The organism is Mesorhizobium sp. dw_380 (genome assembly GCF_018588885.1).
Classification (GTDB): Bacteria; Pseudomonadota; Alphaproteobacteria; order Rhizobiales; family Rhizobiaceae; genus Mesorhizobium.
In genome coordinates this window covers 1-17,199 of the sequence record NZ_JAFFIW010000054.1, presented here as the reverse complement: position 1 = coordinate 17,199, position 17,199 = coordinate 1, and the positions used below count along the sequence as shown (strand labels likewise).

General features: G+C 65.4%; 11 protein-coding genes. 3 read left to right on the top strand and 8 right to left on the bottom strand.

What is annotated here, in order from left to right:
- Nucleotides 1-4: 4 nt before the first annotated feature.
- From JT360_RS30190 to JT360_RS30180, 3 genes are all read right to left on the bottom strand, one after another.
- On the bottom strand, nt 5-1,303 hold the full coding sequence (locus JT360_RS30190) for an HlyD family type I secretion periplasmic adaptor subunit (RefSeq protein ID WP_214476610.1): 1,299 nt from the start codon (nt 1,301-1,303) through the stop codon (nt 5-7).
- 4 nt (nt 1,304-1,307) lie between these two features.
- On the bottom strand, nt 1,308-3,275 hold the full coding sequence (locus JT360_RS30185) for a type I secretion system permease/ATPase (protein WP_250889171.1): 1,968 nt from the start codon (nt 3,273-3,275) through the stop codon (nt 1,308-1,310).
- Nucleotides 3,276-3,381: 106 nt separating this feature from the next.
- The gene (locus JT360_RS30180) at nt 3,382-6,183 is read right to left on the bottom strand and encodes a beta strand repeat-containing protein (protein ID WP_214476608.1); all 2,802 of its coding nucleotides are present in this window, start codon (nt 6,181-6,183) and stop codon (nt 3,382-3,384) included.
- Nucleotides 6,184-6,998: 815 nt separating this feature from the next.
- Here JT360_RS30180 and JT360_RS30175 point away from each other — a divergent pair.
- A complete protein-coding gene (locus JT360_RS30175; RefSeq protein WP_214476607.1) occupies nt 6,999-7,676 on the top strand; it encodes a response regulator in 678 nt (225 codons plus the stop codon).
- Here JT360_RS30175 and JT360_RS30170 read toward each other — a convergent pair.
- The 5 genes from JT360_RS30170 to JT360_RS30150 form a co-directional block, all read right to left on the bottom strand.
- Complete coding sequence (locus tag JT360_RS30170) at nt 7,663-9,156, bottom strand: efflux transporter outer membrane subunit (protein ID WP_214476605.1); 1,494 nt, start codon at nt 9,154-9,156, stop codon at nt 7,663-7,665. The two genes, JT360_RS30175 and JT360_RS30170, sit on opposite strands and share 14 nt — an antisense overlap.
- A 10-nt stretch (nt 9,157-9,166) precedes the next feature.
- Nucleotides 9,167-12,322, bottom strand: a complete 3,156-nt coding sequence (locus JT360_RS30165; RefSeq protein ID WP_214476603.1) for an efflux RND transporter permease subunit — start codon at nt 12,320-12,322, stop codon at nt 9,167-9,169.
- 3 nt (nt 12,323-12,325) lie between these two features.
- The gene (locus JT360_RS30160) at nt 12,326-13,597 is read right to left on the bottom strand and encodes an efflux RND transporter periplasmic adaptor subunit (RefSeq protein WP_214476634.1); all 1,272 of its coding nucleotides are present in this window, start codon (nt 13,595-13,597) and stop codon (nt 12,326-12,328) included.
- A gap of 299 nt (nt 13,598-13,896) precedes the next feature.
- The gene (locus tag JT360_RS30155) at nt 13,897-14,109 is read right to left on the bottom strand and encodes a hypothetical protein (protein ID WP_214476601.1); all 213 of its coding nucleotides are present in this window, start codon (nt 14,107-14,109) and stop codon (nt 13,897-13,899) included.
- A gap of 157 nt (nt 14,110-14,266) precedes the next feature.
- Nucleotides 14,267-14,917 carry a hypothetical protein gene (locus JT360_RS30150; RefSeq protein WP_214476599.1) on the bottom strand — a complete coding sequence of 217 codons (651 nt, stop codon included), beginning with the start codon at nt 14,915-14,917 and terminating at the stop codon, nt 14,267-14,269.
- A gap of 256 nt (nt 14,918-15,173) precedes the next feature.
- Here JT360_RS30150 and JT360_RS30145 point away from each other — a divergent pair, with 256 nt between their 5' ends.
- Together JT360_RS30145 and JT360_RS30140 are read left to right on the top strand one after the other, a co-directional pair.
- Nucleotides 15,174-15,902, top strand: coding sequence for a response regulator (locus tag JT360_RS30145; RefSeq protein ID WP_214476597.1), 729 nt, complete (start codon nt 15,174-15,176; stop codon nt 15,900-15,902).
- Nucleotides 15,899-17,140 (top strand): ATP-binding protein, encoded by a 1,242-nt coding sequence (locus JT360_RS30140; RefSeq protein WP_214476595.1) that lies wholly within the window; start codon nt 15,899-15,901, stop codon nt 17,138-17,140. The genes JT360_RS30145 and JT360_RS30140 overlap by 4 nt, the downstream gene beginning before the upstream one ends.
- Nucleotides 17,141-17,199: the final 59 nt, after the last annotated feature.

Here is a 17,199-nt window from a genome sequence, read left to right as displayed (position 1 = left end):
CCCCTCACTCCCTGAAGGCGCGGTTGATCTGGTCCTGCAGCGGTTTGACGAGGTAGGAGATCACGGTCCGGTCAGCGGTTTTGATGAAGGATTCGACCGGCATGCCGGGAACCAGCTTGACCGCACCGAGGCGTGCCACCTCGGCGGTCGTGGTCGCGATGCGAACGGTGTAGTAGCTGATGCCGGTGCGCTGATCGGTCGTCGTGTCCGGCGAGGTTCGTTCGATCGTGCCATTGATTTGCGGCGTGGTGCGCTGGTTGAAAGCCGAGAAGCGCAACGCCGCCGGCTGGCCGACCCAGAGCTGGTCGATGTCGCTCGGCGCGATCTTGGCCTCGACCGTCAGGCTGTCGCTGTCGGGAACGATCTGCATGATCGTCTGGCCAGGCGTGATGACGCCGCCGATGGTGTGGGCGATGGACTGCTGCACGATGCCGTCCTGAGGCGCACGAATGTCGATGCGCTTGAGCTGGTCCTCGGCGGCGATCTTGCGCTCCGTAAGTTCGCCGACCTTGGCGTCGATCTCGCGCAAATCCTTGTTGACGTCGGTGCTGAGTTCGAGGTCGATCTGGATGATCTGCAAATTGATCTCGGCGATCTTGCCCTGGGCCTGCGCAAGGGCCGCCGTCAACTGGCCGCGCTCGCCATCGAGCCGCGCCGACTCGCGCTCCATGGCAGTCAGGCGGTCGATCGAGATCAGCCGCTTCTTCCACAGCGCGCGTATGCTGGCCAGTTCCTCCTCGACAAGCGTGATTTCCTGCGACTTGGCATCCGCCTGGGCCGTATCCCCGGCAATCTCCTTCTGCAGCTGCAGGATGCGCTCCTGCAGCTGGCCCTTCTGACCGGAACGACCCGCGCGCCTTGTCTCGAAGACCTGTTCCTCCCCGGCGATGATTTCGGCGATGGCCGGATCGCCGCGGCGATCGACAATATCCTTCGGAAAGGCGATGCCGTCGGCACCCCGGCGCTCTGCCTCCAAGCGCGCCTCGCGTGCCGACAGCTGGTCGAGGGCCTTGGTGACGACGGCGAGGTTGGCCGCCGGCACCGTGGGATCGAGGCGCACGAGCAGCGCCCCGCGCCTGACGCGGTCGCCGTCACGCGCCGCGATCTCGCCAACGATGCCGCCGGTCGAATGCTGCACATCCTTGACGTGGGAATCGACGACGAGAACGCCGGAGGCGATGACCGCTCCTGAAATCCGCGTCAGCGAGGCCCAGCCGCCAACGCCGCCAACCAGCAGCGCGACCGCGATGAGGCCCAAACGCATATAGCGTCGAATGGATTGGTGTGAGGAGCTCGACATCATTCGCTCACTCGCCTGCCGCCGCCGCGCCCGGCTGCTCCGGCTCTTCGGTGGCGAGCCTCAGCCGCGGCACGGCGGCCACCGCCGGTTGCGGCCGCGGGAACAGCTTGGCCAAAACCTCGTCCTTGGGACCGAACGACTGGACACGGCCCTGGCTCATGGCGAGGATGAAATCGACCGTGCCGAGCGCGCTTGGCCGGTGTGCCACGAGCGCGACGATGCCGCCACGCTGCCGCACCGAGACAATCGCCTGGAACAGCGCCTGCTCGCCTTCGGCGTCGAGGTTGGAATTCGGTTCGTCGAGCACCACCAGGAAAGGATCGCGATAAAGCGCGCGGGCCAATGCGATGCGCTGGCGCTGGCCGGCCGAGACCGCCTCGCCGAGTTCGCCGATCTGCGTCTCGTAGCCGTCGCGGAAGCCGACGATGAGATCATGCGCGCCGGCCGCCCTGGCAGCCGCAATCACCAATGCGGGGTCGGCGTCGGGCTCGAAACGCGCGATGTTCTGGGCGATCGAGCCGGCAAACAGCTCGACGTCCTGCGGCAGATAACCGATGAAGCGGCCACGGTCCTCGGGCGACCACTGATCGAGATCGGCGCCGTCGAGCCGGACCCGGCCGGCGGCGAGCGGCCAGGCCCCGACAAGCGCCCTGACCAGCGTCGACTTGCCCGAGCCGCTCTGGCCGATGATGCCGACGGCGTGTCCCGCTTCCAGCGCGAAGCTGGCGTCCTGCACCAGCAGCCGCTGTGTGCCGGGCGCCGTGACGCCGACCCCTTGCATGAAGATGTGGCGGCTCGGCGCCGGCATGGCCATCGGCTCGGCGTCGGCCGGCAAGGCGGCGAGAATCCTGGTCAGCCGCTGCCAGCCCTGCCGGGCTGTCAGGAAACCCTTCCAGTTGGCGATGACCAGATCGACGGGCGCCAGCGCCCGGCCGCTCAGGATCGACGCGGTGATGATGATGCCGGCGGTCGCCTGCTGCTCGATGACCAGCCAGGCGCCGATGCCGAGCATGGCCGATTGCAGCAGCATGCGCAGCACCTTGGACACGGCGCCGAAGCCGCCGGCGATATCGCTGACGCTGCGCTGCTCGGCGAGGTAGTCGCGGTTGGCCTCTTCCCATCGTTTCGCCATCCTGCCGCCCATGCCGAGGGCAGCGATGACTTCCGCGTTGCGGTTGCCGGTCGTGGTCAGCCCGTTGCGGATGATGCCGGTCTGGGTGCCGGATGTGACCGGCTTGCGCGTCAGCCGCTCGGCAAAGACGGTCAAAAGCACGAGCACGATCGCTCCGATCAGGGCGGTCACGCCGAGAAGCACATGGAACATGAAAATGATGGCCAGATAGAGCGGCAGCCACGGCAGGTCGAACAGCGCGGTCGGACCGGTGCCCGACAGGAAGGTCCGCACGCTGTCGAGGTCGCGCACCGGCTGCATGCTGTCGCCGTTGCGCCCAACCTTGAGCGGCAGCTTGAGGACGCTGGAATAGACGCGGGCGCCGAGCGCCTCATCGAGGGCGCCGCCGATGCGCACCAGCATGCGGCCGCGGATGAGATCGAGCACGCCTTGCCCGGCATAGAGGATGGCGACGAGCAGGCTGAGGCCGATCAGCGTCGGCACGCTGCGGCTCGGCAGCACGCGATCGTAGACCTCGAGCATATAGATCGAACTCGACAGCATCAGCACGTTGAGGACGCCGCTGAACAGCGCGATGGCGATGAACGCCGAACGGCAGGATTTGATCGCCTCCGCGAGTTCCGATCCCTGCGGCCGGGCTTTGGGCTGCCTGGCAGCGCTTCGCGCCGTTGCCGCGGGAGAGGCGTCCGGACCGGTTTCAGCGCCATGGCGACCGCGTCCCCGAAACAGCAGAAGCGCGCCAAACACCGCCAGCGCCAGGCAGAGCAACCAGACGCCCGGCGATACCGTCAGCATACCACCGAGCCCAAGAAAAAGGGCGCAGGCGATCAAAACCAGACCCAAGGACCTGATCCTTGCCTGCGCCGAAATGAAGTTGGAGTCCCTACCCATGCCAATTCATGCGGGCGGCGCCGCGGCAAGGCACCCGGCCAAAGGCCGGACGCCGGCCTCAGGCGATGCCCGTCAGGCCTCCCACTTCATGCAGCGTGAGCCAGAATTGATCGAGCGTGTTGGGATGCTCGTCGATGATGCTGGTTCCGTTGAACCACGCAACATGGTCAGTCGGTCCGGACCCTGACGTCACCAATTGCCCCTGGTTGAACCACATCAGCGCGTTCTTCAGGCCCTCGCCATCGGCCTCCTTGCCGCCGTTCCAGTCGGTGATGCCGGAGCTCGCATCGGTGACGTCGACATATTTGGTCCAGGCATTCGAACTCGTCTTCACTGCAGCGCCCAAAAGCGCGGCACCGTTCTGATCGACAATGCCATTGTTGTCTGCGTCGACACTGATGATACCGAGTCCTGACCAGGTGCCCTCTCCCTTCAGCCACATCACGGCCTCGCCTACCAGATCGTTGGGCTGCGCAACGTGGTTGTCGATGTTGAGCTGGGCGGCGATCGCCTGCTGCAGCATGATGACGCGCGCGTCGCCACCCGTCGAGCTCGATTCGATGGCCTTGGCCAGCGAGATCGAAATCAGCAGATCGTGCGCATCGTTGGCAAAGCCGTCGCCGTTGCTATCGCCGAGCAGCAGATAGCCGTCGGTGCGCGGATTGACATCAACGCTGGACAGGACGCCGCTGGCGACCGCACTCTTGGTGGGATTGCCCTCATTGCCGGCGACATTGTCCCAGGCATCGGAATGGCTGCCCCAGAAGCCTTGCGTCAGCGCCTTGTTCGAGAAGCCCTCATAGTCGCTGCTGTCCGTGGCGAGCGGAATGCGGGAGTGCCCGGCCGTATCGACAAAGGCATCGGTGGTGGCAGTGGCAGTATTTGTGTAAGTGCCGAGTTGCGCGACGCCGGTGGCCTTGTAATGCCAGGTCTCGCCGACGTCCAACGCATTGTTCCCGTTGATGTCGCCGGTGTTGAAGCCGCCGCTGGTTATCCCCGTGGCAGTGAAATCGTCGCCGGTGCCGGCCGTGCCATTGTCGTCGATGACAACGACATGGGTGAGGGCGACGTTGCCGTCGTTCTTGACATCGTACGTCCAGGTCACGGCCTGGCCCTGGAAGATGTCGAGGCCGTGGTCGACGCCGTTGGTCTTCTTGTCGAGCGTGATATGCGGATTGGCGCCGAAATAGCCGGAGTCGTCGGTGGCCGTGTCGGTACGGGTATGGCTGGCATCGTCGGTGAACGAGCCGGAGGCGGTCCCGGTGTTGCTGTAAGGACCCGTTACGGCGGCGCCGGTTGCCGAGAACTTCCAGACCTCGCCGATGTCGAGCTTGTTGTTGTCGTTGAGGTCACCGATGTTGGTGACATGGCCGTCGCCAAGCACCGCGACAGGCGTCACGCCGGCGTCGCTGTCGGTGACCGTGACACCCGACAGTGCGACATTACCGACATTGGTCACCGTGTATTCCCACGAGATCGGTTCGCCGGTCAGGATCTTCAGGGTGTCGCCCTTGGTCCCGTCATCGACCGTCACCTTGTCGATCTTGATCTCAGGATCGGCCCCGGTATAGCCGGAGCCGTCAGTGTCGGTGGCGGTGCCGACATCACCGGCGGTGTCGGTGAACTTACCGGTGGCGGTCCCGATATTGCTATAGCTTCCTGCCACTGAAGTGCCGCCGGCCGTGAACAGCCAAGTTTCATCGATGTCGAGTTTGCCGTTGTCGTTGACGTCGCCGATATTGGTGAGATGACCGTCGCCGGTCACCGCGACCGGGGTCACCCCCGCAATGTTGTCGGTGACCGTGACATCCGACAAAGCGACGTTGCCGGTGTTCTTCACCGTGTACTGCCAGCTGATCGGCTCACCAGACAAGATGGTCAGATTGTCGCCGGACTTGTCGCCATCGACAGTCACCTTGTCGACGCTGATCTCAGGATCGGCGCCGAAATAGCTGGAGCCATCGTCGCTGGTGACGGTGACCGCCCCAGCCGTGCCGGAGACGTGGCCTATATTGGCGTAGTCGCCTTTGATGGCGGTGCCGCTAGCCGTGAAAAGCCAGGTTTCGCCGACATCGAGCGTGTGATTGTCATTGATGTCGCCAATGTTGAAGGTGTGGACGCCACTGACTACCGCGACCGGCGTAACGCCGGCAATGTTGTCCGTAACGACGATGTTCGACAGGGCAACGTTGCTGGTAATCGCATACTGCCATTTGATCGAATCGCCGGCCAGCACCGTTATGCCGTCGCCCGCGGTGGCGCCATCGATCGTTACCTTATCGATGGCGATCGCAGGCGGATCCGTCACGGGGCTCGCCTTGGTGGTGGTGCGCCACTCCTCGAAGCCGCCGTTGGAACCGGAGAAGCTTGAATAAAGTGTCACATAGGATCCGGGGGAGACATGGGCCGCCGTGAAGTCGCTGACCGGGACGAGCACCCGGTAGTCGTCCGTTCCCGAGCCGTGATTGGCATCGACCAGAAATTGATCGGGACCCAGATGGAAGATAGAAGTGAAACCTGTTGTGAACCCCGCATTGTAGTCGGCAAGGGTCGCTCCGGCATCGGAAATGTAGATATCCAGCCCGGTCAGCGTGATGTCGGCATTTACCGCATTGTTGCTTTCATTGAGGTCCAGCCGGAACTCGATATAATCTATGTTGCCGACATTGATCGTTTGGATGTTGCCGTATTGCAGGTCGTGCGTGAAGGACGCCTTGTTGTCAAGCACGTTGCCGTTCTCGTCGGTGTTGAAGCCTTGCTCGATATTCGTTGCCTGCAGCCGCAGGAAGGAATCGTAATTGCCGGTTCCCGAACCGGTGGTCGTTGCTTCGAGAAGGACGCCGGAGCCCAGATCTGTCATTGTTGTTTCCTCTACATTGTCGTCCGGTCAGCGATCAAAGCGCCGCCGTCTACCCCAGGTTTACTTCAAGCTCCGAGCGTCCGGCTCCCGCTGAGCGCGGCGTGCCGATGAGCGGTCGTTTCGTAAAAGGAATGCGGGGCGAATTTGGACAAAAGTCCTGGCGGCGAAGCCTGAATTGGCTTCGCCGGACACAGCCACCCCCGGATGGCAGAACAGGCCCGCCATCGGACCAACTGCTACACTCGCGCCCAAACCCCGAACCCCTACACGATCCCCAACGATCGCCCAGACGTTAATATTCCCGTAACCATATTTCGCAGGTTGTAATGCGCCAGTCTATATAACCCGGGTTATAGGCAACGAAGGAGCGTTAATTTTGGAAATCTGCTTTCTTCCATAAAGTATAATGTCGACATACCGGTCAAAATAATTTCGAAATCCGAGTTTTTCAGACCGAGAATACGAAGACTTCGAGCGATTTCGCTGGATTTTGTAAGATGAAGACCAGCATCGTCATGCCGTGGCGCGTCTTCTTTCAGTCCGCTTTCGCGCATCTTGCTGGCGGTGCGACTTCGGTATTAACTAAGCGACCGCTAATGTTTTGCGCACCCGCTCTGCTTCTGTCAGCATGGCCTCACGCTTTGGGAGGCGTCGGCCGGTTGCAATGTTCGCGTCCGGCAAGAAACCGGCGCGACGTAGAGACATGCACAGGGAGAAGACGTCATGACCGCGCAAGAATGCCGGCCACCATCCATCGATGGCAATTTTCCGGCATCGATGGGTGGCGCCGAAGGCCGGCTGCTGGCGAGCTGAACATGGTCACCACGGTTTTCGTCGCCGACGATCATCCGCTGCTGCTGCACGGACTGACCGACATGATTGCCCGCGACCCCGGTTTCCGGGTGGTCGGTTCGGCGCAGGACGGCGCCGCCGCGCTGGCGATGATCCGGCGGGATTTGCCTGATGTCGCGGTGCTTGACATCAGCATGCCGGGCCTGAGCGGTCTCGACATCGCTGCCGAAATCGGCAGGCACAAGCTTGCGACGCGTTGCGTGCTTTTGACGGTCGGCGCTTCGCACGCCCAGCTTTACGACGCGGTCGCGGCTGGCGTGGCCGGCATCGTGTTCAAGGAGGCCGCGGTCGATGCGTTGCTCAAATGCCTGCACCGGGTTGCCGAGGGCGACCGCTGGCTGCCGGCCGAGATTATCGGCGAGGCCGTCCAGAACGAAGCTTCACGCAGAACGAAATGGCAGAACCTTTCGGCGCGGCTGACAAGCCGCGAGATGGAGATCGCGCGGCTCGTGCTCGCCAGCAAGCCGACGGGCCAGATCGCCTTCGATATCGGCATCTCGAAAGGCACGCTGAAAATCCATATGAACAACATCTATCGCAAACTGGAGGTCGCCTCGCGAGCCCAGCTTTTGCAGCTGGCCGCAGGGCAGGCCGGAGCGAATGCTGCCTTCGACGCGAGCGGCTCGGTCACCGCGCCGTGACCGTCGACGCCAGCCGGGGCCCGGCCTTGACGTCGACGATCTCGGGCCTGGCGCTGTCGACCGCGCCGTCCCAGCCGCCGCCGAGCGCCTTGTTGAGAGCGATGTAGTTGGTCGCCAGAAGCACCCGGCTTTGCAGCAGGGAATCCTCAGCCGAGTAAAGCGAGCGCTGCGCGTCGAGCACATCGAGAAGGCTGGTCTCGCCTGCCTTGTAGAGCGTGCCTTCGAGGCGTGCCGCCTCGCTGTACGATTTCGCCGACGCGGCAAGCTTGCCGATCCGGATGCGCTCCTGCGCCAGGAGCACCAGCGCATTCTCCACATCTTCCAGCGCGGTCAGCACCGAGGACCGGTAGGCGATGAAATACTGGTCGCGCTGCGCCCGGGCGACGTCGGCCGCCGCCTGCAGCTGGCCGGCGTTGAACAGCGGCACGCTGAGCGTCGGCCCGAAGGACCACCCGATCGACGAATTCTTGCCGAGATCGCCGAGGTTCAGGGCCGCCGTGCTGATGTTTCCCGTCAGGCTGACCGAGGGATAGCGCGCCGCCTCGGCTTGACCGACCTTGGCCGTGTATTGCGCATATTGCCGCTCGGCCATGAGTACATCCGGACGCGAAAGCAGGATGTCGGCGGGAATCCCGGCCGGCATCGGCAGGCGCGGCGCCGGGATCGGCGTCGCGCGCTTCAGCCGCTCGCTGAGTGCCGCCGGCGGCCGGCCGGTGAGTACCGACAGGCGATGCACCGCCTCGGCATAGCTTGCTTCCAGCGTCGGCACCGCGGCTTCGGTGCTGGCCGCCTGCCCCATCGCCTTGGCGACGTCGGCGGCCGTTGCCGATCCCGCCAGCGCCATGGTGCGGGTGAGTTCGGCGGTCTGCCGCTGCGATGCCGCCGAACGCCGGGCGAGCGCGATGCGGGCCTGGTAGCCGCGTGCCTGGGCGTAGGTGGACGCGACATCGCCGACCAGGGTCAGGAGGGTCGAGCGCAGTTCCTGTTCGGACGCATCCACCCCGTAGCGCGCGGCCTCGACACCCCTGCGGTTGGCGCCGAACAGGTCGAGTTCCCAGCTGGCGTCGAAGCCGGCCTGGTACTCGTTGTAAATGGTATTGGTCCCCGAGGTGGTCGCGGCCGACTTGTTGCGCGTGACCGAGCCGGAGCCATCCGCGGACGGCAGCAATGCGCCGGCGCTCTGGCGGTAGCTGGCGCGTGCCTCGCGGATCTTGGCCTTCGCCGTGGCGACATCGAGATTGCCGGCGACCGCTTCCGCGATGAGCCCGCTGAGCTGCGGATCGTGCAGCCGCCGCCACCATTGCGACAATTGCGCCGGCTGCGCGGATTTCGTCGGCTTCTCACCGCTCCAGTTTGCCGGCATCGGCAGGATAGGCGTCCGATAGTCCGGACCGACGACGCATCCGGCGAGCAAAACAGCCGAGATCATGGGCACAATGAGCCGCCCCGCGGCCACCGGGCCACGTTCAAAACCTGTCATGGGAAGTTCCTTATTGCTGGTTGGCCGTCACCGGCGTCTCGCCCGTATCCTGCCCGGTATCCGGTTTCGCCGCCCTGCCCTTGAAGACGCGGCGCACCGTGACGAACAGCAGCGGCACCAGGAACACGCCGATCACGGTTGCCGCGATCATGCCGCCCATGACGCCGATGCCGACCGAGTTCTGCGCGCCCGAACCCGCGCCGCTGGCGATCGCCAGCGGCGTGACACCGAGGATGAAGGCAAGCGACGTCATCAGGATCGGCCGCAAGCGTTGCCGCGCCGCTTCCAGCGTCGCCTCCACCAGCCCCATGCCCGCCGTCTGCCGCTCGATGGCGAACTCGACGATCAGGATGGCGTTCTTGGAGGCAAGGCCGATCGTGGTCAGCAGGCCGACCTTGAAATAGACGTCGTTGGTCTGCCCGAAAAGGCTTGCCGCGAGCAGCGCCCCGAAGATGCCGATCGGCACCGAGAGCATGACCGCGAACGGGATCGACCAGCTCTCATAGAGTGCCGCCAGGCACAGGAACACGACCAGTGCCGAGATCGCATAGAGCGACAGCGCCTGGTTGCCGGAAAGCCGCTCCTGGTGCGACAGTCCGGTCCATTCATGCGAATATCCGGCCGGCAGCTGCGCCACCAGTCTGTCGATCTCGTCCATCGCCGCGCCCGAACTCACGCCCGCCGCCGCCGCGCCCTGGATTTCGACCGCCGCCGAGCCATTGTAGCGTTCGAGCCGGGGCGAACCGAATGTCCAGTGGCTGGAAGCGAAGGCCGAGAACGGCACCATGGCGCCGCTGGCATTGCGGACCTGCCATTTGTCCAGGTCTTCCGGCTGCATGCGGAAATTCGCGCCAGCCTGCAGGTAGACCGGCTTGACGCGGCCGCGATCGATGAAGTCGTTGACGTAGTCGCTGCCCCAGGCGGTCGACAGCGTGTTGTTGATGTCGGCGAGGCTGACGCCCAGCGCGCTTGCCTTTTCCTGGTCGATATCGACCGAGAATTGCGGCTGGTCCTCCTGGCCGTTGGGCCTGGTGTTGGCGAGCAGCTTGCTCTGCCCGGCCAGGGCCAGGAGCTGGTTGCGCGTCTGGATCAGCGCGTCGTGGCCGGTGCCATTGACGTCCTGCAGGTAGAAGTCGAAGCCGTTGGTGTTGCCAAAACCCTGGATGGCGGGCGGCGCGAGTGCAAAGACCTGCGCGTCCCTGATCTTGGAGAAGGCGCCAATGGCGCGGCCCGCGATCGCCTGCGCGGCCGAGGCCGCCGATTTGCGCTGGCTGAAATCCTTCAGCCTGACGAAACCGATGCCGACATTCTGCCCGGCGCCGCCGAAGCCGAAACCGGAAGCGGTGAAGACGCCTTCGACCGCATCCTTCTCATCATTGAGATAGTGATCGGTCACCTGCTTCAGCACGCGCTCGGTGCGGTCCTGCGTGGCGCCCACCGGCAATTGGACGCTGGTGATCAGGATGCCCTGGTCTTCTTCCGGCAGGAACGAGCTCGGCAGCCGGGCAAACATCCAGCCCATGGCGACGACGATGGCGAGGAAGACGGCAAGGAAGCGCCAGGACCGGTTAATGATGCCGTGCGAGCCGTCGCGATAGGCCGTCGTGCCGCGGTCGAAGGCGCGGTTGAACCAGCCGAACGGGCCGGTCTGCGTCGCATGGTCCTTCGGCCGCCGCAGGATGGTGGCGCAGAGCGCCGGCGTCAGCACAAGCGCCACCAGCACCGACAGCACCATCGCCGAAACGATGGTCACCGAGAACTGCCGGTAGATGATGCCGGTCGAGCCGCCGAAGAAGGCCATCGGCACGAACACAGCCGACAGCACCGTGGCGATGCCGACCAGCGCGCCGGTGATCTCGTTCATCGATTTTCGCGTCGCCTCTTTCGGCGGCAGCCCCTCTTCCGCCATGACGCGTTCGACATTCTCGACCACGACGATGGCGTCGTCGACCAGGAGGCCGATGGCCAGCACCATGGCGAACATGGTCAGCGTGTTGACGGAATAGCCGAACAGGGAAAGCACGCCGAACGTGCCGAGCAGCACCACCGGCACGGCGATGGTCGGGATGATCGTCGCCCGCAGATTCTGCAGGAAGATGAACATCACCAGGAACACCAGCACGATCGCTTCCGCCAGCGTCTTGACCACCTCCTCGATCGACAGCCGCACGAAAGGCGACGTGTCGTAGGGGTAGACGACCTCGACCCCTTGCGGGAAGGTCGAGCTCAGCCGCGCGATCGTCGAACGCACCGCCTCGGCTGTGTTGATGGCGTTGGCGCCCGTCGCCAGATTGACGGCGACACCCGCCGCCGGCTTGCCGTTGTAATTGGCCTGTGTCGTGTAGCTTTCTGCGCCGAGTTCGACCGTGGCGACGTCGTTGAGGCGGACCAGCGAGCCGTCGGTCTGGCTCTTCAGGATGATGTTGCGGAACTGTTCGGCGGTCTGCAGCCGGCTCTTGGCCGTCACCGTGGCGTTGAGCTGCTGGCCCTTGCGCGCCGGCAGGCCGCCGAGCTGGCCGGCCGAAACCTGCGTGTTCTGCGCCTCGATGGCCGTCGCCACATCGTTCGGCATCAGCGCATATTTGGCGAGCTGGTCCGGATCGAGCCAGATACGCATGGCATAGCCGGAGCCGAAGAGCTGCGTCGAGCCGACGCCTTCGACGCGCTTCAGCGTGTCGTTGACGGTGGCGTCGACATAGTCGGCGAGATCGGTCGAGTTCATCTTGCCGTCGCTGGAGACGAAGCCGATGACCATCAGGAAGCCGGTCGAGGATTTGGAGACGGTGATGCCGTTGCTCTGAACCACCTGCGGCAGCTGCGACTGCACCAGCTGCAGCTTATTCTGCGTCTGCACCTGGGCGGTGTCGGGATCGGCGGCACTGGTGAAGGTCAGCGTGATCGAGGCCGAGCCGGTGGAGGTCGAGGTCGCCGTCATGTAGTCGAGATTGTCGATGCCGGTCATGCCTTGCTCGATGACCTTGGTCACCGAGTTCTCGACCGTCGATGCATCGGCGCCCGGATAGGTGGCGCTGATGTTGACCGTGGTCGGCGCGATCTGCGGATATTGCGAGATCGGCAGCGTGGTCAGTGCCAAAAGGCCGCCCAGCATGATCACGATGGCGATCACCCAGGCGAAGATCGGCCGGTTGATGAAGAATAGTGACATCGCTCAGTTCCCGGTCGACTGGTTGCTGGCGGTCTTGGACGCGGCGGGTACGGCCGACGTCTGCCCTCGATCCTTCACCTCGCCCGTCGTTTCGTCGATCGTCACCTCGACCCCGGTCGCATCGCCGCCGGGCCGCACCAGCTGCGTGCCTTCGACGATGACGCGGTCGCCATCGCCGACGCCCGAATCCACCAGCCAGTTGTTGCCGACGCTGTTGCGCACCGCGAGCACGCGCGTCTCGACTTTGCCTTGCGCGTTGATGACCATGGCGGTCGGCTCGCCCTTGGTGTTGCGGCTGACGCCGCGCTGCGGCACCAGGAAACTGTTCTGGGCGACGCCCTCCTCGACCAGCGCCCGCACATACATGCCCGGCAGCAGCAGGCGGTCGGGATTGGGGAACTCGGCGCGCAGCGCGAAGGTGCCGGTGGTCTGGTCGACATTGGCGCCGGCGAATTCCAGCTTGCCGGTCTGCGCATAGATGGTGCCGTTCTCCAGCTTCAGCTTGACGCTGACATTGGGGCCGCTGAACTTCAGCCGCCCTGCCGAAATCGCCTGGCGCAGATTGAGCAGATTGGTGCTCGACTGCGTGACATCGACATTGATCGGGTCGAGCGAACGGATGGTGGTCAGCACCGTTTCCTGGTTGGCGGTGACGAGCGCTCCTGGCGTCAGCGTCGATTTGTCGATGCGGCCGGCGATCGGCGCGGTGATCGAGGTGCGGTTGAGGCTGATGCGCGCGGTCTCCGCACTCGCCTTTGCCGCCGCCACGTCCGCCTGCGCCTGCGCCAGCGTGGCCGCGGCATCGTCATAATCCTGTTTGGAAACAACGTTCTGCTTGAGCAACCCAGCGTAGCGGTCGAACTTGGCCTGCGCGGTTGGCACTGCCGCTTCCGCCTTCTGCTGCGCCGCGACGGCGCTGTCATAGGCCGCGTGGTAGCTGGCCGGATCGATGAGGTAGAGCGGCTGTCCCACCACCACCTCGGCACCTTCCTTGAACAGGCGCTGCTGGATGATGCCGTCCACTTGCGGGCGCACCTCGGCAATCAGCGAAGCGGCCGTGCGCCCCGGCAATTCGGCCGTTATCGCCACCGATTGCGGATGCAGCGTGACGACGCCGACCTCCGGCTTGCCGACGCCGCCGCCCATGCCGGCCGGGGCCTTGCCTTGCTCCTGCGAACAGGCCGCCAGGAGAAGGGTGGCGGCGAGCGCCACCGTCCACGGCGCGAGCCGGCGGGTCTTGGCCGACAAAGCGGACTGGCTAGGCTTGAGATGCATGGCCTGGATCTTTCGCTGGAGTTGCTGTCGCTTGGGCACCGGATCGCGGGAGCGGCCGAGAGTGCCTGCCGACATGGGCAAGGTTGATCGCCCGGTCATGGCGGTCGAGATCGTGATGATGGGCCGCGCCGGGGTGCGGGCGGCATCGAGCAGTGCTTCGAAGCGGCCCATGTCGCGCTCCTTCTCCGCGGCCGCAGCGCCCGAGGATCGGGGGTCCGGCCGAGATGCCCACCGACCCCATTATGCCCATCGGCCCCATTATGCCCATCGATGAGAGCATGCCAACCCTCGCCCATGCCTTACGGGATCTTGCGGTCATGATGTCCCCGGCCGTTGGGTGGCTGCGAAACCGGCAGCGACAGGCGCCAGGCGGCGAAGTTCAGGCGGATCGCGCCCTTCAGCGTATCGCCAGGCAGCGCCGCCGGCGTGGCGGCATGATTGACGCGCTGGCCGAACGCATATTTCGGGCTGAGCGATGCGATCAGCCGCAGCATCATCATGGCTTCCCACATTGTCTGGCTTTCATTTCGCGACGAACGGGCGACGATTTTGAACCGGCTGTTGTTTGAGCCGGTCAGATGATGAACCGGGATGGCGGACCCGCCATCCCGGCAAGTGCCGGCCGGCCCGAGAACGGGTTGGGCACCGGGCCGGCCAGCGCAGCCGGTCTCAGAGTTGCTCGCCGTTCCCGGGCTGGGGCGGCGGGCTACCATTGGGCAGGCCTTTTGGGCCGGCTGCGTCATCCGGCGGGCCGCCCCAGGGACCGGGGGGTGGTCCGTGGGGGCGTTCCGCCGAAGCGAGGATTTCGAGCTGTTCGGGAGAGAGCTTGGCGCGAAGTTCGGCGATCGCATCCCTGAGCTTGGCGGCCGAAGCGGCGCGCGCCGTGACGTCGTCGGCCAGCCTCTCCTGGAAGGCGAAGGGATCGGCCTTGCCGCCCGGGCCCGCATCAGGACCCTTCGCTTCGGGGCCGCCGGGGCCATGATCGGGCCGCGACAGCACCGCCTGCAGCGCGCTGGTGTAGTCGCGCCAGGCGTCGAGCTGTTCGCTGCGAATACCGACGCGCGTCTCGAGCGCCGCCAGCCGGGCGGCCAGCATGAATTCCGGCGGCGGTCCCATGCGGCGGGGACCAAAACCCTGAGGGCCAAAACCCTGCGGGCCAAAATCTTGAGGACCGCGCCCCATCGGCCCATGCAGGCCGGGCATCTGGCCATCCTGCATTGCCGGCGGCGCCTCGCCGGGGCCGGGATCTGGCTGCGCCGCCAGCACCGGGTGGATCGCGGCGACGGAAAACAGGCCGAGCGCAAGAAGTCTGCTTCGCATGACGGTGTTCCTTTCTCTCATGCATCGGACGGCCATGAGGATAGGAAGCCTGTTTGTCCGCTTCGCGTCGGCATGTTGCCGAAGGTTTCCGCAAAAGGGCGATTTGTTTCCGAACGTTTCCTGCGGCCCTCTGGCAACATTGCGTTGCAATTTTCCATGCCGCTCCGGCGCGCTCTCCCTATAATCGCGGGCAAGCCCCTATAATCACGGGCCCCTATAATCACGGGCCCCAATAGTCATGGGCAACGGCACGATCATGCAGTCACAACCCCATATCCTCGTCGTTGACGACGACCGCGAGATCAGGACGCTGCTCGGCCGCTATCTCGACGGCCAGGGTTTTCGCGTCTCGGTGGCGGCGGACCGGCGCGAATGCGAGCAGAAGCTGGCCTCCGGCCAGTTCGACCTCGTCGTGCTCGACGTCATGCTGCCGGACGGTTCGGGGCTGGACATCTGCCGGGGCCTGCGCGACCGCAAGCCGCACATCCCGGTGATCCTGCTGACGGCGCTGAAGGAGGATGTCGACCGCATCATCGGCCTGGAGCTCGGCGCCGACGACTATCTCGGCAAGCCGTTCAACCCGCGCGAACTCACCGCCCGCATCCGCGCGGTGCTGCGGCGCGCGGCACCGGAGGAGGCGCCCGCGCCAGCTCGTCCCCGCTTCTATCGCTTCGCCAGCTACAGGCTGGAACCCGACACCCGCAAGGTGACGGATGCGCAAGGCGTGAGCGTAGACCTCACCGGCGCCGAGTTCGACCTTTTGCAGGTGTTCCTCGACCGCCCCGGCCGGCTTCTGTCGCGCGACCAGCTGCTGGATCTGACGCAAGGCCGCGAGCGCGACCCGCTCGAACGCTCGGTCGACGTGCTGATGAGCCGGCTGCGCCGCAAGTTCACCGAGACCGGCGACGGTCCGCTGTTCAAGACGGTGCGCAATGGCGGCTACCAGCTCACCGCGCGCGTCGAGACGGTGGAGGGGCAGGCGTGAACTCGCTGCGCCGCCGCCTCATCCTGCTGCTGGTCATCTCGATCGTCGGCGTCGTCGGCCTGGCGACGGTCGCGGTCATCAGCGTGCGCGGCGGCGGGCCGCCGCCGGAGCTGACCGTGCCCTGGGTCGCCCAGCAGATGGAACTGGTGGTGCGGCTGCTGCCCGGCCCGATCCCGGATGTGCTGCGCGTGCAATTCAGCGACCGTCCGGCCGACGGCAAGGTGGACCGGCCGGAGACCGCCATGCTCAACGATCTCCTGCGCAGCCGCGGCTTCGACCTGCTGGCCATCGTCAGCGACAGGCCGGACACGCCCGGCAAGCGTGCCTCGGTGCGCCTGCCCGACAGCCGCTGGGCGATCGTGGAGATTCCCCATATCGATCCGCCCAGGCGCGAATGGCTGGTCCTGGCTGGCTGGATCTCGCTCATCGTGGCGGGCGCCACCGCCGTCTCGGTCTATTTCACCTCGGTGCTGATCCGGCCGCTGGAGATGCTGGAGGCAGCCGTCTCCAAGATCGGATCGGACGGCATGCTGGCGACGGTGCCGGAAGCGGGTTCGGCCGAGGTCAAGGCGACGGCGCATGCGCTGAACCAGCTGTCGTCGCGGCTGAAGACCGCCATGGAAAGCCGCATGCGGCTGGTGGCCGCCGCCGGCCATGATCTGCGCACGCCGATGACGCGCATGCGGCTGCGCGCCGAATTCCTCGACGAGGAGCGCGACAAATGGCTTCACGACCTCGACGAGCTTGACCGCATCGCCGACAGCGCCATCCGCCTGGTGCGCGAGGAGGTGAACCAGGACGCCGTCGAGCCGGTCGACCTGGAAAAGATGGTGCGCGATATCGAAGCCGAAATGGCCTCGCTCGGCCATGCCGTCTCGATCGGGCATCTCGACAAGGTTTCCGTCCGCGCCGGCGCGCTCGGCCTGCGCCGCGCCCTGCGCAACCTGATCGTCAACGCCGCCACCCACGGCAAGGCCTGCCGCATCGATCTTGCCGTCGCCGACAGGCGCGCCGTGCTGACCATTTCCGACAACGGCCCAGGCATCCCGCCCGACCTCCTCAACAAGGCCTTCGAGCCCTTCTTCCGCGTCGACCCCGGCCGCCAGCAATCCATCCCCGGCGCCGGCCTCGGCCTCGCCATCGCCAAGGAAATCATCGAGCGCTACGGCGGGACGGTGACGCTGGAGAACCGCGCCGGCGGCGGGCTGGCGCAGACGGTGGTGTTTGAGGCGGTGTGAGGGGACGAGCGCCGCGCGGACCCCCACCCCGCTGCTACGCAGCGACCCTCCCCACAAGG